At 71.0% G+C, this 19901-nt stretch carries 16 protein-coding genes; 13 read left to right on the top strand and 3 right to left on the bottom strand.

The window, feature by feature from the left end:
• Positions 1-348 precede the first annotated feature (348 nt).
• The 3 genes from ACIQI8_RS32000 (at position 349) to ACIQI8_RS31990 (ending at position 5975) form a co-directional block, all read left to right on the top strand.
• Positions 349-612: a WhiB family transcriptional regulator gene (locus ACIQI8_RS32000; protein WP_010034659.1), complete on the top strand. Its 264-nt coding sequence runs from the start codon at positions 349-351 to the stop codon at positions 610-612.
• 219 nt (positions 613-831) lie between these two features.
• Positions 832-4473, top strand: coding sequence for a glycosyltransferase (locus ACIQI8_RS31995; RefSeq protein WP_402358037.1), 3642 nt, complete (start codon positions 832-834; stop codon positions 4471-4473).
• The gene (locus ACIQI8_RS31990; protein WP_402358034.1) at positions 4470-5975 is read left to right on the top strand and encodes a DUF5719 family protein; all 1506 of its coding nucleotides are present in this window, start codon (positions 4470-4472) and stop codon (positions 5973-5975) included. The genes ACIQI8_RS31995 and ACIQI8_RS31990 overlap by 4 nt, the downstream gene beginning before the upstream one ends.
• A 28-nt stretch (positions 5976-6003) precedes the next feature.
• On the opposite strand, the gene ACIQI8_RS31985 is transcribed toward ACIQI8_RS31990, so the two are convergent.
• On the bottom strand, positions 6004-6453 hold the full coding sequence (locus ACIQI8_RS31985) for a metallopeptidase family protein (protein ID WP_124004088.1): 450 nt from the start codon (positions 6451-6453) through the stop codon (positions 6004-6006).
• A 292-nt stretch (positions 6454-6745) separates the two neighbouring features.
• Here ACIQI8_RS31985 and ACIQI8_RS31980 point away from each other — a divergent pair, with 292 nt between their 5' ends.
• The 9 genes from ACIQI8_RS31980 to ACIQI8_RS31940 all read left to right on the top strand — a co-directional run bounded on the left by ACIQI8_RS31980 (position 6746) and on the right by ACIQI8_RS31940 (position 17279).
• The gene (locus ACIQI8_RS31980) at positions 6746-7171 is read left to right on the top strand and encodes a DUF3499 domain-containing protein (RefSeq protein WP_402359665.1); all 426 of its coding nucleotides are present in this window, start codon (positions 6746-6748) and stop codon (positions 7169-7171) included.
• Positions 7172-7369: 198 nt separating this feature from the next.
• Positions 7370-8986, top strand: coding sequence for an L-lactate permease (locus ACIQI8_RS31975; RefSeq protein WP_402358030.1), 1617 nt, complete (start codon positions 7370-7372; stop codon positions 8984-8986).
• Between the two features lie 149 nt (positions 8987-9135).
• The gene (locus ACIQI8_RS31970) at positions 9136-10500 is read left to right on the top strand and encodes a phosphomannomutase/phosphoglucomutase (RefSeq protein ID WP_402358027.1); all 1365 of its coding nucleotides are present in this window, start codon (positions 9136-9138) and stop codon (positions 10498-10500) included.
• Between the two features lie 435 nt (positions 10501-10935).
• The gene (locus tag ACIQI8_RS31965) at positions 10936-11106 is read left to right on the top strand and encodes a Trm112 family protein (RefSeq protein WP_079057723.1); all 171 of its coding nucleotides are present in this window, start codon (positions 10936-10938) and stop codon (positions 11104-11106) included.
• A gap of 74 nt (positions 11107-11180) precedes the next feature.
• Entirely contained in the window at positions 11181-12308 is a 1128-nt protein-coding gene (locus tag ACIQI8_RS31960) for an SIS domain-containing protein (RefSeq protein ID WP_402358022.1), read from the top strand.
• 130 nt (positions 12309-12438) lie between these two features.
• Positions 12439-13590 carry a mannose-6-phosphate isomerase, class I gene (gene manA / locus ACIQI8_RS31955; protein ID WP_402358019.1) on the top strand — a complete coding sequence of 384 codons (1152 nt, stop codon included), beginning with the start codon at positions 12439-12441 and terminating at the stop codon, positions 13588-13590.
• A 153-nt stretch (positions 13591-13743) separates the two neighbouring features.
• The gene (locus ACIQI8_RS31950) at positions 13744-14727 is read left to right on the top strand and encodes a cation diffusion facilitator family transporter (RefSeq protein ID WP_402358016.1); all 984 of its coding nucleotides are present in this window, start codon (positions 13744-13746) and stop codon (positions 14725-14727) included.
• Between the two features lie 304 nt (positions 14728-15031).
• On the top strand, positions 15032-16489 hold the full coding sequence (gene ahcY, locus ACIQI8_RS31945) for an adenosylhomocysteinase (RefSeq protein WP_402358013.1): 1458 nt from the start codon (positions 15032-15034) through the stop codon (positions 16487-16489).
• A 175-nt stretch (positions 16490-16664) separates the two neighbouring features.
• Positions 16665-17279, top strand: a complete 615-nt coding sequence (locus ACIQI8_RS31940) for a hypothetical protein (RefSeq protein WP_402358010.1) — start codon at positions 16665-16667, stop codon at positions 17277-17279.
• Positions 17280-17306: 27 nt separating this feature from the next.
• Here the strand turns inward: ACIQI8_RS31940 and ACIQI8_RS31935 are convergent, their stop codons facing one another.
• Positions 17307-18335, bottom strand: a complete 1029-nt coding sequence (locus ACIQI8_RS31935; RefSeq protein ID WP_402358007.1) for an RDD family protein — start codon at positions 18333-18335, stop codon at positions 17307-17309.
• A gap of 128 nt (positions 18336-18463) precedes the next feature.
• Here ACIQI8_RS31935 and ACIQI8_RS31930 point away from each other — a divergent pair, with 128 nt between their 5' ends.
• Complete coding sequence (locus ACIQI8_RS31930; RefSeq protein ID WP_402358004.1) at positions 18464-19471, top strand: stage II sporulation protein M; 1008 nt, start codon at positions 18464-18466, stop codon at positions 19469-19471.
• Between the two features lie 143 nt (positions 19472-19614).
• Here the strand turns inward: ACIQI8_RS31930 and ACIQI8_RS31925 are convergent.
• The coding region (locus ACIQI8_RS31925) for a hypothetical protein (protein ID WP_402358001.1) at positions 19615-19901 on the bottom strand (287 nt) is incomplete at its 5' end.

Genomic DNA, 19901 nt, shown 5'->3' with positions numbered 1-19901 from the left:
CACATGGCGCACAACCGGGCGCACAAACCTGGTTGCGTTCCTGTGATCCGACTGTGATCCGGTTCGCCCCGAGGTGCGCGTGGAACGAGATCGGATCTCTGGGCGTCCTTCCCCGTACAGGCTCTGCGCGGGGCCGGAGGTCCTTCCGGGCCTCGTCTGCATGTCAAGGTTTATGCCGATTTGAACACTTTCCGCATGGCCTTGGTTCCGCAGAGTGAATAAGGGGCCCAATAGCAGATCTCGGCTTGACTCGCCCGGAGCAGCACACTTGTAATTTCACTCGTGTCGTTCAGCCGAAATCGGTAACGGCTACATCACGGGGACGCGAAAGACAGACGAGGGGCGCACATGACCGAGACGGTGCAGCAACTGCTGGTCGACGACGCGGACGAGGAACTCGGCTGGCAGGAGCGCGCACTGTGCGCCCAGACCGATCCCGAGTCCTTCTTCCCCGAGAAGGGCGGCTCGACCCGTGAGGCCAAGAAGGTCTGTCTCGCCTGTGAGGTCCGCTCCGAGTGCCTCGAATACGCCCTCGCCAATGACGAACGCTTCGGTATCTGGGGCGGTCTGTCCGAGCGCGAGCGCCGCCGGCTGAAGAAAGCCGCGGTCTGAGCGGACCGACAGTCGAGGCTTCCGGAGTCGAAGCTGCCGAGCCGTCCGTCCGAACGGCATCCGGGTACGTGTTCAACGGCCCGTCGCAGGTGGGTTATCCACAGGCGGCGGGCCGCAATCATGCCCAGCCGATAGTGTGGCTGCTCGTCCGAGACGCCTCGCCGCCACCAGCGGGCGCGGGAGTCCACCGCAGTCCATCGAACCGGGGCCCGTACCTCGATGTCCGTGCACAGCCATACGGCAGCCCAAGCAGACGCTGCCACTCCTGAGTTCCCGCGTCACGTGGTGACGGCGGTGATCGTCTCCCACGACGGCGCCCGCTGGCTGCCCGACGCGCTCGCCGGGCTGCTCGGCCAGGAACGCCCCGTTCAGAGCGTCATGGCGGCCGACACCGGCAGCGCGGACGCCTCCGCCCAGCTCGTCACCGACGCCCTGGGCGCCGACCACGTGCTGCACCTGGCCCGGCGCACCGGCTTCGGCCAGGCCGTCGAGGAGGCCAACCGGACGGCGCCCGTGCTGACCCCGGACGAGCTGACCTACCTGAAGCGGCCCAGCGGCTGGGACCCCGTCACGCGCTCGTGGCGCGACGACGCGTACGACATGCCCGAGCTTCCGTACGGCGAACCGATCCAGTGGCTGTGGCTGCTGCACGACGACAGCGCCCCGGAGCCCGACGCCCTGGCCCAGCTGCTGCGCGTCGTGGACACCGAACTGGAGCTGGGCCGCGACGACGTGGCGATTGTGGGCCCCAAGCTGCGCGGCTGGTACGACCGGCGCCAGCTCCTGGAGGTCGGCGTCAGCGTCGCCAACTCCGGCCGCCGCTGGACGGGCCTGGACCGCCGCGAACAGGACCAGGGCCAGCACGACCACGTACGGACCGTGCTGTCGGTGTCCACCGCGGGCATGCTGATCCGGCGCGACGTCTTCGAGCAGCTCGGCGGCTTCGACAAGCGGCTGCCGCTCATGCGCGACGACGTCGACCTGGGCTGGCGCGCCACGGCCGCGGGCCACCGCGTCCTCATCGCCCCCGAGGCGGTCGTACGCCACGCGGAGGCGTCCTCGCGCGAGCGCCGCACCGTCGACTGCGTGGGCCGCGCCGCCACCTCTCCGCACAAGGTCGACAAGGCGGGCGCCGCCTACACCCTCCTCGTCAACACCCGTACGGCAGCGCTGCCGTGGGTGCTGTTCCGTCTGGTGCTGGGCACCCTCCTGAGGACCGTCGCCTACCTGGTCGGCAAGGTCCCCGGGCAGGCCCTCGACGAGATCCGCGGCCTGCTGGGCACGCTCCTGCGGCCCGAGCGGATCATCGCGGGCCGCCGCAAGCGCGGCACCCCGCAGATCGACAAGGGCGAGCTGCGCGCGCTGTTCCCGCCGCCCGGCGCGACCGTGCGGGCCACGGTCGAGCAGGTCGCCGGCGACCTGTTCGGCAGCTCCGACCCCGAGGCGGTCTCCGGCGCGGGGCGGCACGGCGGCGCGGTCGAGTCCGGACCCGGCGGCGACGACGCCGACTTCCTGGAGATCGAGCAGTTCGCCCGCCTCAAGCGCATCGCCCGCAAGCCGGGCCCGATGCTCTTCCTGGTGCTGCTGTTCTTCTCGCTGGTCGCCTGCCGCGACCTGCTCGGCAGCGGCGCGCTCTCGGGCGGCGCCCTGCTGCCCGCCCCGGCCGACTCCAGCGAGCTGTGGTCGCGCTACCTCGACTCCTGGCACCCGGTCGGCGCCGGCGGCAGCCCGTCCGCGCCGCCCTACCTCGCCCTCGTCGCGATGCTCTCCTCCGCGCTGTTCGGCTCGACCGGCCTGGCGATCACCCTGCTGCTGGTCTGCTCGGTGCCGCTCGCGGGCTTCACCGCGTACTTCGCCTCCCGCCCGCTCGTCGAGTCCCGGCTGCTGCGCGCGTGGGCGGCCGTCGTCTACGCCTTCCTGCCCGCCGCCACCGGCGCGCTCGCCGGCGGCCGCCTGGGCACCGCCGTCCTGGCCGTCCTGCTGCCGCTGCTGGCCCGCGCGGGCATCGCCGCCAGCGGACTCACGCACGCGTCCGGCGCGCGTGGCAGCTGGCGCGCCACCTGGGCGTACGCCCTGCTGTTGACGATCACCACGGCGTTCACGCCGATCGTGTGGCCCCTCGCGCTGGTCCTCGGCGTCGCGGTCCTGGCCGTGCGCCGGGGCGACATCACCGCGTACGGCCTGCGCTTCCTGGCCCAGCTCGGCACACCGCTGCTAGTCCTGGCGCCCTGGTCGCTGTCGCTGCTCCCGTTCGGCTTCTTCCAGGAGGCCGGTCTGGAGTACGGCTCCTCGGCCGCCTCCGCCCTCGACCTGCTCGGCGCGAGCCCGGGTGGCCCGGGCACGGTCAGCGGGCTGATGCTCATCGGCATCGTCCTGGCCGCGCTGGCCGCCCTGCTGCGCTCCGAGCGGCAGTTCGGCATCTGGGCGGCCTGGCTGGTCGCCCTGGTGGGCCTCGTCTTCGCGGTCCTGTCCAACAGCTCCACCTGGGCCGGCCCCGCCACTCTCGTCTACGGCATCGCCCTGCTGGCCGCCGCGGTCCTCGGCGCCGACGGCGCACGCGCGCGTGTCGCCGAGCAGAGCTTCGGCTGGCGCCAGCCGGTGGCCGTGCTGATCGCCTTCGCCTCGCTGGCGGGCCCGCTGCTGGTCGCCGGCGGCTGGATGATCGGCGGCGCCGACGGACCGGTCGAGCGGCGCGATCCGGTGCAGGTGCCCGCGTTCGTCGCCGAGGAGAGCGGCACGCGCGACCAGGCCCGCACGCTGGTGCTCGACAGCGACTCCGCCGCGCGCGTGGGCTACACCCTCGTACGCGGCTCCGGCGCCCGCCTCGGTGACGCCGAACTCGCCGCCGCCGACGGCGAGAACAGCCAGCTCGACAAGGTCGTCGCCAACCTGGTCGCCGGTTCCGGCGCCGATCAGGCCGACCAGCTCGGCAAGTTCGCGGTGCGCTACGTCCTCATCCACAAGGGCGCGCCCCGCGAGGTCACGCGCGTGCTGGACGCCACCCCCGGTCTGAGCAGGCTCAGCCAGCAGGACGGCGGCGCCCTGTGGCGGGTCGACCAGGAGGTCGCGCGCGCCACGATCGTGTCCGCCGACGGCACCGGCACCCCGCAGCCCGTCGCCGCGGGCCCCGTCGACATCCGCACCACGGTCCCGGCCGGCGCCGACGGCCGCGTCCTGCGCCTCGCCGACACCGCGTCCGAGGACTGGACGGCCACCCTGGACGGCAAGCCGCTCACCCGCACCACGGTCGACGGCTGGGCCCAGGGCTTCCAACTGCCCGCCTCCGGCGGCACGTTGGCCGTCACCTACGACGACCCGATCACGCACACCGCGTGGTTGTGGGCCCAGGGCTTCCTCGCGCTGGTCCTCGTCGTGCTCGCCCTGCCCGGGCGGCGCCGGGTCGTCGACGACGACCTGCCGGACGAGCCGGCCGCCATCCCCGCCCAGCCCGTCGCGGGCGAGGGCCGCCGCGCCCGTCGCCTGCGCGCCCAGGCCGAGTCCGAAGAGCCGGACCAGAGCGAGGAGTTCCCGGTCCAGCCCGACCAGGACATCCCGGTCGCGGTCCCGCAGCAGTCCTACGACGAGTGGGCCCCGGCGCAGTACACGAACGCGGAGTACGGCACCTACGACGAGCAGTACCAGGACGCCCAGCAGTACCCGGCGGGCGCGTACGACCAGACGTACCAGGCCGATCCCTACCAGGGCGGCCAGTACGACCCGTACGCGTACGGCGGGCAGGGCGGCTACGACCAGGGCTACGACCCCTCGTACCCACAGCAGGGCTACGACCCCGCGTACGACCCGCAGCAGCAGCAACAGCACCCGCACCCGAACGAGCGCCCCGACGGGAGCCAGCAGTGAACCGCACCACCCTGTCCCTGATCGCCGGCACGGCGGCGCTCGCCGCGGTCACCGGATTCGCCTCGCTCAAGTCACCGAGCGACTCCGGTCGGGACACCGCCGAGGCGGCCGCCGTGCTGCCCGTGGAGCGCACCAGCCTGCTGTGCCCGCAGCCCAGCACCTCCGACCTCGCCGACACCTCGTACACGTCCTTCACGCCCGTCACGAAGGGCACGGCGGCCACCGGCAAGGCCGAACTGGCCGCAGCCGACGAGCAGTCGGACGACGGAAGCGCCGGCTCGGGCAAGAAGACCGGCAAGAAGAAGGCCGCCAAGCCGGTCCTCACCCCCAAGGACCCCGGTACGCCGGTCACCGGCGACACCTCGGGCGGCGAGACCCCCGCGCTGGTGGGCACGGCCGAGGGCAAGTTCGCGCCCGGGTGGGCCGTTCAGGAGACCACCGAGGTCGCCGCGGGCTCGGGACGCGGCCTCCTGGGCGTCAACTGCACCGCGCCGGACACGGAGTTCTGGTTCACCGGCGCCAGCACGTCCGCCGACCGCACGGACTACGTCCACCTCACCAACCCCGACGACTCGGCGGCCGTCGTCGACATCGAGCTCTACGGCAAGGACGGCGCCCTGGACTCCACGGTGGGGGAGGGCATCACGATCGCGCCGCACTCCAGCGACCCGATCCTGCTGTCCACGCTCACCGACGAGAAGCAGACCGACCTCTCCGTGCACGTGAACGTGCGCAGCGGGCGCGTGGGCGCCGTCATGCAGGCCCTGGACGAGAAGATCGGGGGCGACTGGCTGGCCGCGACCACGGACCCGGCCGGCAGCCTGGTGCTGCCCGGCATCCCGAAGGACGCCACGGCCGTACGCCTGATCGCCTTCACGCCCGGTGACGCGGACGCCGACCTCAAGGTGCGCCTCGCCTCCCCGTCCGGGCTGATCACGCCCGCGGGCAACGAGACGCTGCACGTGAAGGCGGGCATGACGACCGCCACCGATCTGGGCGACGTCACGCGCGGCGAGGCGGGCTCCCTGGTGCTCACGCCCACCGACCAGTCCGTCCCGGTCATCGCCGCCCTCCAGGTCGTACGCGGAAAGGGTGCCAAGCAGGAGTCGGCGTTCATCCCGGCCGCGGGACCGGTCGGCACGCGCGCGACGTCGGCCGACAACAGCGCCAAGGGCTCCACGCTGTCCCTCACCGCCCCGACCGCGACCGCCCAGGTCAAGGTCACCGCGTCGGCGGGCAGCGGCGGCGGTACGGCGGTCTCCAAGACGTTCACGATCAAGGCCGGCACCACCGAGAACGTCGAGGCCCCGACCCCGGCCGGTCTGAAGGGCACGTACGCCCTGACGGTCGAGACGCTGTCCGGCGGCCCGGTCTACGGCGCCCGCACGCTGGCCGCCACGGAGGACGGCGTGCCGGGCTTCACGATCCAGACCCTCCCGGACGACCGGGGGACGGTGGCGGTACCGGAGGCGGACCAGGATCTGTCGGTGCTGCAGAAGTAGGACGGCACGCGCGCGTAGGCGGCGGGGCTCAGTCCTCGCCGTAGCGCGGGTCCACCGTCTCCGGGGTCAGCCCCAGGAGTTCGGCGACCTGCTCGACGACGACCTCGTGCACCAGGGCGGCGCGTTCGTCGCGCCCCTTGGTACGGATCTCCACCGGGCGCCGGTAGACGACCACGCGGGCCGGGCGTCCCTCGCGCGAGGGAATCGTGCCCCCCAGGGGGACGGCCTCGTCGTTCCACGCCTGACCCGGGCCGTCCAGTCGCGGCACCTCCAGGACGAGGAAATCGATGTCGGCGAGCTGCGGCCAGCGTCGCTCCAGGCGCTCCACGGAGTCCTGCACCAGATCCGCGAAGGCCTCGGCGCGGCTCGCGGCGAGCGGCACCTGGGGCGGCGCGATCGGGCCGCGCATGCCCCGGCCGTGGCGATCACGACGGCGGGGCCCGGGGGCGGCGGCACGGGGCGGTACAGGGTTGTCCATCACTGGTGAAGCGTAGTCCCCGACGGGACCGCGTGCCCGACCCCACGCGCCGTCACGGACACCGTCGGGCCCCCTCGGAGGGCATGTCGCCGGATGACCATTCCAGCCAAGGTTGGGCTCGATTCCGTATCTCTCCGAGACCGCCGACGACGAGGCAAATGACTGTGTTTGTACGGGTAGTTGATCGGTTCTGGAGGTGGGTGCGGACCTGTGAACGGCCGTTCGTGCAGGTCAACACCGTGTGGCGGGAGGGGTGTGTGGGGTGATTCACACCACGACACGGTGGAGTGACCTGAGGGAGAGTCGTCGCGGCCCGCTCAAGAGTGCGGTACCGTCCAACGTCGTGAGCCCTGTACGTCGCTGTTCGCGCACCGCTTGCGGCCGCCCCGCCGTCGCGACGCTGACGTACGTCTACGCCGACTCGACCGCGGTCCTCGGCCCGCTCGCCACCTACGCCGAACCCCACTGCTACGACCTGTGCGCCGAGCACTCCGAGCGCCTCACCGCGCCGCGTGGCTGGGAGGTCGTCCGGCTTCTCGACAGTTCCGCTCCGGCCCGTCCGAGCGGCGACGACCTGGAAGCGCTTGCCAACGCCGTGCGCGAGGCGGCCCGTCCGCAGGAGCGCGCGGCCGGCGCCGGCGGCGGAAGCCGCGGGGCGGACCCGATGGAGGTCGCGCGCCGCGGCCACCTGCGCGTACTGCGGTCGCCGGACAACTGACCGTTCCGGTCCGCCGATCGACTCTCTTACTGACGACCCCGTTCGTGTGCGTTCCGTGCACGTTCCGGCCATCGGTGCACGCCCATTGACGCGCGCTTGTCGCGGACACGACCATTCCGTAGGCCGAAACGAGAAATCGCTTTCCGCATGCCGGAATCGCGTGCGGAGCCGTCATCGGATCGCATCGGGGAGGCGCCCGTGTACGTCCAGGAACTGGAACCCGTCGCCGGCTCACTGGGCCTGTCCGCCCTCGTCGCCGCACTGCCCCTGGTGATCGTCCTGATCCTGCTCGGCGGCGTCCGCCTGAAAGCCCATCTCGCGGGCCTCATCGGCCTTCTGGCGGCCGTTCTGGTCGCCTGGCTCGCCTACCGCATGCCACTGGGCCAGACGCTCTCCAGCGCCGCCCAGGGAGCCGTCTTCGGGCTCTTCCCCATCTTGTGGATCGTCGTCAACGCCCTGTGGGTGTACCGGATGACCGTCCGCACCCACCACTTCGACATCCTGCGCCGCTCCTTCGGACGGCTCTCCGACGACCCGCGCATCCAGGCACTCGTCGTCGCCTTCTGCTTCGGCGCGCTCCTTGAGGCCCTCGCCGGCTTCGGGGCGCCGGTCGCGATCTGCTCGGTCATGCTCGTCGCCCTCGGCTTCGACCCGGTCCGGGCGGCCGTGGTGTCCCTGGTGGCCAACACCGCGCCCGTCGCCTTCGGCGCGATGGGCACGCCGGTCGTGACTCTCGCGCAGGTGACGGGACTTCCGCTGGACACGGTGGCCTCCGTCGTGGGCCGCCAGACGCCTCTGCTGGCCCTGGTGGTGCCGCTCGTGCTGGTCGGTCTGGTGGACGGGCGGCGCGGCCTGCGCGAGACCTGGATCCCCGCGCTGGCCTGCGGAGTCGCCTTCGCCATCGCCCAGTTCGCCGTCTCCAACTACGTCTCCGCGCAACTCGCCGACATCGCCGCCGCCTTGGCGGGCGCGGGTGCCCTGGTCGCCGTACCGCACGCGCGTGTGCCCGCCACCGAGTCCGTACGCGCGTCCGTGCTGACCGGCGCGCGCAGCGAGGAGTTGGACGAGGAGGACCCGCCGCGTGAAGTCCTGCGCGCGTACGCTCCGTACGCGTTGATCGTCGTGATCTTCTCGATCGCGCAGATCCCTGCCGTCAAGGACTGGCTGGCCCGGGCGACCCGCATGTACGACTGGCCGTTCCTGAACGTCGTCGGCGCGGACGGGAAGCCGGTCGGCGCGAACGTCTTCACCTGGCCGATCGTCTCCACGGGCGGCACCCTCGTGCTGCTCGCCGGGGTGTGCACGGCCGTCGTGCTCGGTGTGCACGCACGCGTGGCGGTCGAGGAATGGGCCGCCACAGTGCGCGAGTTGAGGTTCGCGATCCTGACCGTGACGTCCGTACTGGCGCTCGCCTACGTCATGAACCTCTCCGGACAGGCCGCCACCATCGGCCACTTCGTGGCGGCGGCCGGGGCCGGGCTGGCCTTCCTGTCACCCGTCCTGGGCTGGTTCGGCGTGGCCGTCTCCGGCTCGGACACCTCCGCCAACGCGCTGTTCGGAGGCCTGCAGGTGACCGCCGCCCGCGAATCGGGCCTGTCGCCCGCGCTGTTGGCCGCCGCCAACAGTTCGGGCGGTGTCCTCGGCAAGATGATCTCCCCGCAGAACCTCACCATCGCGTGCGCGGCCGTCGGCCTCGCCGGCCGCGAGGGGGATCTGCTGCGCAAGGTGCTGCCGTGGAGCCTGGGCCTGCTGCTGGTGATGTGCCTGATCGTGATGGGCCAGAGCTCACCGGTCCTGGGCTGGATGCTGCCGTGACCGTCTCCGCATCCCGCTTCCTCGCCTCCCCACCCACCCCTGCCTGACCTGAGGTTACGTCTGGAAGTCGGCTCAGCGTCCACACGGCGCACTGTCAGTGAGGGCGGGTAGTTTGAGGCGACCGACAGGACTTTCAGAGGGGTTTGACCGTGGCTGCTGATCTGTCACAGATCGTGAAGGCGTACGACGTGCGCGGAGTGGTCCCGGACCAGTGGGACGAGCCGCTGGCCGAACTCTTCGGAGCCGCCTTCGTCCGGGTGACCGGCGCCGACGCGATCGTGACCGGCCACGACATGCGCCCCTCCTCGCCCGGCCTCTCGCGTGCCTTCGCGCGCGGGGCGGCCGCCCAGGGCGCCGACGTCACCGAGATCGGCCTGTGCTCCACGGACCAGCTGTACTACGCGTCGGGCGCGCTGAACCTGCCGGGCGCGATGTTCACGGCCTCGCACAACCCGGCGCAGTACAACGGCATCAAGATGTGCCGGGCGGGCGCGGCACCGGTGGGCCAGGACACGGGCCTGGTCGAGATCCGCGAACTGGCCGAGGCCTGGCTGGAGTCGGGCGCGCCGGAACCCACGGAGAAGTCGGGAACGATCACTCGACGAGAGACGTTGTCGGACTACGCGGCCCACCTCCGCTCCCTCGTCGACCTGACCTCGATCCGCCCCCTCAAGGTCGTCGTCGACGCGGGCAACGGCATGGGGGGCCACACGGTCCCGACGGTCTTCGAGGGCCTGCCCCTGACCCTCGTCCCGATGTACTTCGAGCTGGACGGCACCTTCCCCAACCACGAGGCGAACCCCCTGGACCCGGCGAACATCGTCGACCTCCAACTGCGGGTCCGCGAGGAGCAGGCCGACCTCGGCATCGCCTTCGACGGCGACGCCGACCGCTGCTTCGTCGTCGACGAGCGCGGCGAGCCGGTCTCCCCGTCGGCGATCACGGCCCTGGTCGCCGCGCGCGAACTCGCCCGCAACGGCGGCGAGGGCATCGTCATCCACAACCTGATCACGTCCTGGTCCGTCCCCGAGGTGGTCCGCGAGAACGGCGGCACACCGGTCCGCACCCGCGTCGGCCACTCCTTCATCAAGGCCGAGATGGCCCGCGCGGGCGCGATCTTCGGCGGCGAACACTCGGCCCACTACTACTTCAAGGACTTCTGGAACGCCGACACGGGCATGCTGGCCGCGCTCCACGTCCTCGCGGCCCTGGGCGGCCAGGAGGGCACCCTCTCCGCCCTGGTGGCCCAGTACGACCGTTACGTCGGTTCCGGCGAGATCAACTCCACGGTCGCCGACCAGCAGGACCGCCTGGCGGCGATCAAGTCCACGTACGAATCCCTGGACGGCATCACCGTCGACACCCTCGACGGTCTCACCATCACCTCCACCGACTGGTGGTTCAACGTCCGCCCCTCCAACACGGAACCGCTGCTGCGGCTCAACGCGGAGGCGAGGGACGAGGCGACGATGACGAAGGTCCGGGACGAGGTACTGGCGTTGATCAGGGGCTGAGGCGGAGGGGATGGGGGGAGGACAGGGTCCTTCGCCTTTAGGCGGCGGTCCGCATCTCTGTCGTCCAGCCGATCCTGCCTCCAAGGCCGAGGCTCGTGGATGCCGAGCCGTCCCTTTCAGCCGGTCCGGCGTTCGGGGCAAAGGCTCTGTGACCCCAACCCCCACCTCACGGGCCTGCGCCTCTCGGACGCCGGTCCGCATCTTTCAGCCCGTCCGGCGTTTGAGGACGAGGCCGTTCAGGCCGAAGCGGGGGTCTGGGGGCGCAGCCCCCAGCGGGGTCGAAGGGGCGGAGCCCCTGGGGATGGGACGGGTAGGGGCGGCGGGGGCGAGAAACCCCCGGCCCCACCCCCACGGCGGTACCCTGACCAGGCACATCCCCACACCACCCCGCACACGCAAACCCAACGCACGTGCACCCGCCCGAAGGGACACCCCATGCCGCTCGAAGCCGGCCTCCTGGAGATCCTCGCCTGCCCGGCCTGCCACTCCCCCCTCAAGGAGCAGGACACCGAGCTGATCTGCACAGGTCAGGACTGCGGCCTGGCCTACCCCGTCCGCGACGGCATCCCCGTCCTCTTGGTCGACGAGGCCCGCCGCCCCGCGTAACACCCCACGGCACGGCCCGCGTAACGACAGACCCGCGCACCAGGACCCGGCACGGCTATCGGAGGCTGCCGCACATGCTCGACGAGTCGCTGCTCGACACCCCCGAGGCACTCTCGGAGGCAGACCACCGCGGCCTCCTGCGCGGCGCCGCCGAAGCCGGCGCCCGCGTCCGCACCGCGGCCCGCCACGCGGTGGAGGCCGGCATCCCGGAACTCAAGCCCGACGGCCGCCCCCGCGCGGTCCTCATCGCGGGCCCCGGCGCCGCCGCGACCTGCGTCGCCGACCTCCTGGGCACCCTGGCAGGCGCCGGCAGCCCCGTCACCCGCCTCGCCCCCACCGGCGTCGCCCCGGCGGCCGGCGCCCTGCGCTGGGACCTCCCGGGCTGGGCCGGCTCGGTCGACCTGCTCCTGATCGCCACCCCGGACGGCACCGAACCCGGCCTGTCCCTGCTCGCGGACTCGGCCTATCGCCGCGGCTGCTCGGTCGTCGCCGTGGCCCCCGCCCGCACCCCGCTCAGCGAGGCGGTGGACGGCGCGCACGGCCTGTTCGTGCCGATGGCGACGGCCCCGTACGAGCAGGAGGGCCCGCTCACCGCGTCCGCCCCCGGAGTCCTGTGGGCGCTGCTCACCCCCCTCCTCGCGCTCCTCGACCGCACCGGGCTGCTGTCCGCCCCGCCGGAGGACCTGGAGAAGGTCGCCGACCGCCTCGACCACGTTGCCGAGCGCTGCGGACCGGCCATCGCGACCTACAGCAACCCCGCCAAGACGCTCGCGGCCGAACTCGCCGAGTCACTGCCCGTCGTATGGACCGAGGGCGTCTCGGCCGGACCCGCGGGTCGCCGTTTCGCCGCCGCCCTCGCCGAGCTGTCCGGCACACCCGCGGTGGTGGCCGAACTCCCCGAGGCGCTCATCGCGCACAGCGTCCTGCTCTCGGGTCGTCTCGCCGCCAGCGCGGATCCCGACGACTTCTTCCGCGACCGCGTCGAGGAGGCGCCCGCGCTGCACGCACGCGTGGTGCTGCTCCGCGACCGCCCGATCGGCGGCCTCAGCGCCGCCCCGGCCGCCCGTGACCTGGCCCTGGGCCATGACACCCCGATCAGCGAGCTGGAGCCGGAGGCGGGCGGCGAGTTGGAGACCCTCGCCGAACTGATCGCCATGACGGATTTCGCCGCCGTCTACCTGGCGCTCGCCTCGGGGGCCTGATCTGGACGCCTGCGCACCGAACAGCCGTGGACGCACGCGCGCGTGACTGTTCCGTCGCAGGTGTCCCGCCCGTAGGCACCCACCCGCATCAAGCGCACCGCACGTACCGAGACCCGGCAGAGAGAACCGCATGGACCGCCTCGACAACACCGTCCGCCCCTACGCCTGGGGTTCCACCACCGCCATCCCCGGCCTGCTCGGCGTCGAGCCGAGCGGTGAACCCCAGGCGGAGATGTGGATGGGCGCCCACCCGGGAGCACCCTCGCGCACCGGACGCGGCACGCTCGTCGAGGTGATCGACGCCGACCCGGAGCGCGAACTCGGCCCGGCGGCCGTGGCCAAGTTCGGCCCCCGCCTGCCCTTCCTCCTCAAGATCCTCGCCGCCGGCGCCCCCCTCTCCCTCCAGGTGCACCCCAACCTCCAACAGGCGAAGGAGGGTTACGAGGACGAGGAGCGCCGCGGCATCCCGATCGACGCCCCGTTCCGGAACTACAAGGACGCCAACCACAAGCCCGAACTGATCTGCGCGCTCACCGAGTTCGACGGCCTGTGCGGCTTTCGCGACCCGCTCCAGGCGGCCGACCTCCTCGACGGCCTCGGTGTCGACTCCCTCAAGGCGTACGTCGATCTCCTGCACGCCCACCCCGAGGAAGCCGCCCTGCGCGAGGTCCTCACGGCGATCCTCACCGCCGACCCCGAACAGATGCGCCATACGGTCGCCGAGGCCGCGGCCGCCTGCACGCGCCTGGGCGGCGCGTACACGGCCTACGCCGACATCGCCCACCACTACCCGGGCGACCCGGGCGTCATCGCGGCGATGCTCCTCAACCACGTCCGCCTCCAGCCCGGCGAAGCCCTCTTCCTCGGCGCCGGCATCCCGCACGCGTACCTCACCGGCCTGGGCGTCGAGATCATGGCCAACTCCGACAACGTCCTGCGCTGCGGCCTCACCCCCAAGCACGTCGACGTGCCCGAACTCCTGCGCATCGTCCGCTTCGAGGCCGGCGACGCGGGCGTACTGCGCCCCGAGGCGTCCCTGGACGGCGAGGAGGTCTACGAGACGCCGATCGACGAGTTCCGGCTGTCGAGGTACGTCCTGCCCGAGGGCGGCACCGCGCCCGACCTCACCCGCGAGGCCCCGCAGATCCTGCTCTGCACGGCGGGCTCGGTGCGCGCGGGCGACCAGCAGCTGACCCCCGGTCAGTCCGTCTTCGTGCCGGCCGCCGAGAAGGTCGAGGTGTCCGGGGCAGGCACGATCTTCCGCGCCACTGTGATCGTATGACCGGGGCTGTGGATACCTGACGCGCCGTTCGTGGACGGGGCTGCAAGAATGGCCCACCGGCAAAGGCCGGGCAAAGCGACGGCAGCGGCGACTGCGGGGATCGCGGAGCCCGGCCGACGTAGACGCACGAAGGCGAAGGGACAACGCGGACACATGAGCGCGTCAGGCGGCACCAGGGCGATCGTGGCAGCACTCGGAGCCAACCTCGCGATCGCGGCATCCAAGTTCGTCGCGTTCGCGTTCAGCGGCTCGTCGTCGATGCTCGCCGAGGGCGTCCACTCGCTCGCCGACTCCGGCAACCAGGCACTGCTCCTGATCGGCGGCAAGAAGGCCCAGCGCGAAGCCACCCCGCAACACCCCTTCGGCTACGGCCGCGAGCGGTACATCTACGCCTTCCTCGTGTCGATCGTCCTCTTCTCGGTCGGCGGCATGTTCGCCCTGTACGAGGGCTACGAGAAGATCAAGCACCCGCATGAGATCGAGCACTGGTACTGGCCGGTGGGCGTCCTGGCGTTCGCGATCATCGCCGAGAGCTTCTCCTTCCGCACGGCCATCAAGGAGTCCAACGAACTGCGCGGCACGCATTCCTGGTCGCAGTTCATCCGCCGCGCCAAGGCGCCCGAGCTGCCGGTCGTCCTCCTGGAGGACTTCGGCGCGCTGATCGGCCTGGTCCTCGCCCTGGGCGGCGTCGGTCTCGCGCTGCTCACCGACGACGGCGTCTGGGACGGCGTCGGCACGCTCTGCATCGGCATCCTGCTCATCCTGATCGCGCTCGTCCTCGCCGCCGAGACCAAGTCACTCCTGCTGGGCGAGGCCGCGGGCATCGAGGACGTCAAGAAGATCGAGGCCGCGGTCGTCGACGGCGACACGGTCACCGGCATCATCCACATGCGCACGCTCCACCTCGGCCCCGAGGAACTCCTGGTCGCCGCCAAGATCGCCGTCGACCACGACGACACGGCCGGCCAGGTCGCCACCGCCATCAACGCCGCCGAGGCCCGCATCCGCGAAGCCGTCCCGATCGCCCGCGTCATCTACCTCGAACCGGACATCTACAGCGAGACCGAGGCCGCCAAGGGCCCGGACCGCGAGGCGACCCCAGGTGGCCCGGCCCAGCACCCGGCGCCCGAGCACTGAGAGATACGTGTCTGGTCGTCGCCACCGGCATCCCGTCGCCGCCCCCTGGCGCACACCGTGATCGGCTCGATCTGTTCGTAGGTGGACTGGGGACGGCCGGGTCGGCCGGTGTAGCTTGGAAACAGAGCCAGACGTCGCTGCTGATGGCGGTCGGGCGGTCCCACCGCGGACCGACCGAGGGAGAGAGGGCCTCCGACGAACTGCGCTGCGCGTACGCGGGCATGCCTGTGTCCTCCTTCGGGGCACCCCTGTGTCCGCCGCCGCGCAGATCAGCCGTAGCCCCAACCCCGAGGAGCAGCTCCTAATGACCACTGTCGACAACCGACAGGACTTCAAGGTCGCCGATCTCTCCCTGGCCGAGTTCGGCCGCAAGGAGATCACCCTCGCCGAGCACGAGATGCCCGGCCTGATGTCGATCCGCCGCGAGTTCGCCGAGGCGCAGCCGCTGGCCGGCGCCCGCATCATGGGCTCGCTGCACATGACCGTGCAGACCGCCGTCCTCATCGAGACCCTGGTCGCCCTCGGCGCCGAGGTCCGCTGGGTGTCCTGCAACATCTTCTCCACCCAGGACCACGCGGCCGCCGCCGTCGCCGTCGGCCCGAACGGCACGCCCGAGAACCCCCAGGGCATCCCGGTCTTCGCCTGGAAGGGCGAGACCCTGGAGGAGTACTGGTGGTGCACGGAGCAGGCGCTGACCTGGCCGAACACCCCCACCGGCGGCCCGAACATGATCCTGGACGACGGCGGCGACGCCACCATGCTCGTCCACAAGGGCGTCGAGTACGAGAAGGCCGGCAAGGTCCCCTCCCTCGACACCGCCGAGTCCGATGAGCACCGCGTCGTCCTCCAGGTCCTGCAGCGCACCATCAGCGAGGGCTCGCAGAAGTGGACCCAGCTCGCCTCGGAGATCCGCGGCGTGACCGAGGAGACCACGACCGGCGTGCACCGTCTCTACGAGATGCACCGCGACGGCACCCTCCTGTTCCCGGCGATCAACGTGAACGACGCCGTCACCAAGTCGAAGTTCGACAACAAGTACGGCTGCCGCCACTCCCTGATCGACGGCATCAACCGCGCCACCGACGTCCTCATCGGCGGCAAGACCGCGGTCGTCTGCGGCTACGGCGACGTCGGCAAGGGCTGTGCGGAGTCCCTGCGCGGCCAGGGCGCCCGCGTGATCATCACCGAGATCGACCCGATCTGCGCGCTGCAGGCGGCGATGGACGGCTACCAGGTCACGACGCTGGACGAGGTCATCGACAAGGCCGACATCTTCGTCACCACGACCGGCAACAAGGACATCATCATGGCCGCGGACATGGCCAAGATGAAGCACCAGGCCATCGTCGGCAACATCGGCCACTTCGACAACGAGATCGACATGGCCGGCCTCGCGCAGATCCCGGGCATCGTCAAGGACGAGGTCAAGCCGCAGGTCCACACCTGGACGTTCCCCGACGGCAAGGTCCTCATCGTGCTGTCCGAGGGCCGCCTGCTGAACCTGGGCAACGCCACCGGCCACCCCTCGTTCGTGATGTCCAACTCCTTCGCGGACCAGACCCTGGCCCAGATCGAGCTGTACACCAAGCCCGAGGAGTACCCGACCGACGTCTACGTGCTGCCCAAGCACCTCGACGAGAAGGTCGCCCGCCTCCACCTGGACGCGCTCGGCGTGAAGCTGACCACGCTCCGCCCCGAGCAGGCCGCGTACATCGGCGTCGAGGTCGAGGGCCCGTACAAGTCGGACCACTACCGCTACTGACGCCGCCGCACGACTCGGCGCACGCCCTGATGAGTTGAGCGCGTCGGTGCGCTGACACGCTCACCTCACCAGCAGCAGGTCCTCCGAGGCAGGCCCCCGCACCCCCGTGTCGGGGGCCTGCCCCTTTGGCCCTGCGGCCCGGCGCCGGACCGGCCCGTCAAGATCCAGGACCCACATGCCCCGCGGCCGTTATTCGCTCCACGATCCGCACGATCACACCCCCCTCGCCGAAGAACACTTCCACTGCGCCCCCGGCCCCTCGGGCTGGCGCTACGTCTCCCAGGTGACCTCCCCCTCGGGCGACCACAGCGGCTCCGTCGACCTCACCCTCGACGAACTGGGCCGCCCCATCCGTCTCGAACTCCATGCCGCGGGTTGGCAGGTGCGCGGGGCCGCCCTCGACGGAGTCACCTGGGTCCGCACGGACCCCACCGGAGCCGAGGCCGCCGAAGGCAACGTCCCCGCACACGCCTTCGCCGCCACATCCCCCGCATTCCTCATCGCCACCGCCCGTCTCCTGCGCCTCACCCCTTCCGCCTCCGCGACCCGCGTACGCCTCGTCACCTTCACCGACCCCGTCCTCGCCCCGCGCACCGTGGACCAGTCCTGGGCCTTGCTGAAAAGCGAAGCACACGCCACTGACAACGGCCCTCTGCCCGTGGACGAATACCAGGTCACAGCCCTGGACACGGGCGAGCAGCACACCGTGCACATCGCCGGGGACGTGGTCCTCGTGGCGCCCGGGATCGAGCTGGAGGACCTTGAGTCACCACCGTCCGTGTTCGCGTGAGGCGGGGCGAGGCGGTGCAGGGAGAGGCTAAGCCGGGGGTGCGAAACCCGTGCTTCCGGAGGGGCCGGTGGGCTCGGCGGATTCGTTGGTCCGGGTTGCTGGGGTTGCTGGGGTTGCTGGGGTTGCTGGGGTTGCTGGGGTTGCTGGGGTTCCTGGGGTTGCTGGGGTTGCTGGGGTTGCTGGGGTTGCTGGGGTTGCTGGGGCGCTCGGGTAGGCGGGGAAGGCTGGAGGCGACGCTCCGACGGCCCCGGCTACCGGTGCTCCGGCCGCAGGCGGGCCGGCCACGGCAGGGCCGCGCAGTGCCGATCCGCTCGCGAAGGACCGTCGTACCTCCCGGGCCTGCCGTTCCTGAACGACGGCTGCCAGATACGCGGCCGGCGGAACACCCTGCGGAGCCGGAGCTCCCGTACGAGCCGCGAGGTCGGCGGCGAGCCGCTCCGCCATGGTCCAGCCGACCTGCGGGTCGAGTTGCTGCATGCGCGTCAGGTACTGGCGGATGGCGAGCCACAGTCCATCAGGGACCGCGGACAGATCCAGTTCCGTGAACCGACCCGCCAGCCAGGGCGGCGGTGGAGGCAGGAAGCCGGAACGAGCGAGCGGCACCCTTTCCCGTACGACAAGAGTCCCGGCGAAGACGTCGCCGAGACGTCGGCCGCGAGCGGAGACCAGGGACGAGATGACGGCGACGACCCCGAACGTCATCAGGATCTCGATCACCCCGATCCCACCGCGGACCAGCGCATGCCGGAACCGGATCGGCCCGCCGTCGTCCCGGACCACACGCAGTCCGCAGGCCAGCTTCCCGAGCGACCGTCCGTGGCTGAGCGTCTCGACCGCGATCGGCGCACCCACCAGAACCAGTACGAAGCTCGCGATCGTCACCGCGATCTGCGCGGCGTCGTCCAGCGAAGCGGTCGCGGCGACGAGAGCAATGGTCAGGGCGGTGTAGACGAACACGGCCGCGGTCAGATCGAGCAATACCGCAAGCGCCCTGCTGGGCAGCCTCGCAGGGCGCAGCTCCAACGCCACAGCCTCGCCCGTCACCAGCTCACTCACGCCCGTCGTCCTTCCCTGGCCTGCCCCGTGAACGGCCAGTCTGCCAAGCTGAGGGCACATTGCGCCGCAGTAAGACAAGCTGACCTCAACGACGAGCCGCCGACGACAGCCGAGGAGCAGGCACAACGATGGACCTCGACGTCTTCGTCACCGCCCACCGAGCCGAGTGGGACCGCCTCGAAGCCCTCCTCGGACGTCAGCGCCGCCTCACCGGCGCCGAGGCGGACGAACTCGTCACCCTCTATCAGCGCACGGCGACCCATCTCTCCCTGATCCAGTCCAGCGCCCCAGACCCGCAACTGACCGGACGTCTCAGCCAACTGGTGGCACGCGCGCGTAGTGCCGTGACAGGCACCCGGCGAGCCTCTTGGCGAGACGTCACACGCTTCCTCACGTACGGATTCCCCGCGGCGGTCTACAGATCGCGGTACTGGTGGGTCCCCACCGCACTCCTGTCCACGCTTGTGGGCGCGCTCCTGGGTTGGTGGATAGCCACACACCCCGAGGTGCAGGCCAGCATCGCGGCCCCCAACGAACTGCGCGAGCTCACTCGCCCCGGGGGCGAGTACGAGACGTACTACTCCAGCCACCCGGCAGCCTCTTTCGCCGCTCAGGTCTGGACGAACAACGCCTGGGCCGCCGCTCAGTGCCTGATCCTGGGTGTCTTCCTCGGCCTGCCCGTCCTCTGGATCCTGTTCCAGAACATGCTCAACCTGGGTGTCGGCTTCGGCCTCATGTCGTCGGCCGGCCGGCTCGACACCTTCCTCGGCCTCGTCCTCCCGCACGGACTCCTGGAGCTGACGGCCGTCTTCGTGGCGGCGGGCACAGGACTCCGACTCGGCTGGACCGTGATCGACCCCGGCCCACGCTCCCGACGCACAGCTCTCGCCGAGGAGGGCCGCGCCGCCGTGGGCATGGCGATCGGCCTCGCGCTGGTCCTCTTCGTCTCCGGCGCCATCGAAGGCTTCGTCACCCCGTCCGGCCTGCCCACCTGGGCCCGGATCGCCATCGGAGTGGGCGCCGAATCGGCCTTCCTGGCCTACGTGTTCATCCTGGGCGGCCGAGCGGCTCGCACCGGCGAGACGGGCGACGTGGAGGAGGCGGAACGCAGCGCCACGGTCCCCACGGCTGCCTGATGTGCAGACACGTCTGTTGAGCTGTTAGTCTCTCCTTCGCCCCACAGGAGCCGTTGACGCGGAGCCGGTGGGGAGGTAGATTCGAACAGTTGCCTAGAACTGGATCTGATCCGGTCGGCAGTGGTGAGTGTCTGTCTACTTCTTCAGAACGGCGATAGAACGTCGATTACGAAGAAGTTCTCCCGATAAATCGGAAACGAGTGGCCGGTCAGTCCGGCTCGGAACTTCTGATAAAGTCGGAGTCGCAGGAAAGGGAAACGCGGAAGCGGAAACCTGGAAAGCACCGAGGAAATCGGATCGGAAAATGATCTGATAGAGTCGGAAACGCAAGACCAAAGGGAAGCGCCCGGAGGAAAGCCCGAGAGGGTGAGTACAAAGGAAGCGGCCGTTCCTTGAGAACTCAACAGCGTGCCAAAAGTCAACGCCAGAT

The organism is Streptomyces sp. NPDC092369 (assembly GCF_044755245.1).
Classification (GTDB): Bacteria; Actinomycetota; Actinomycetes; order Streptomycetales; family Streptomycetaceae; genus Streptomyces.
The sequence above is the reverse complement of the archived record's forward strand: the minus strand, read 5'-3'. Positions and strand labels throughout refer to the sequence as shown.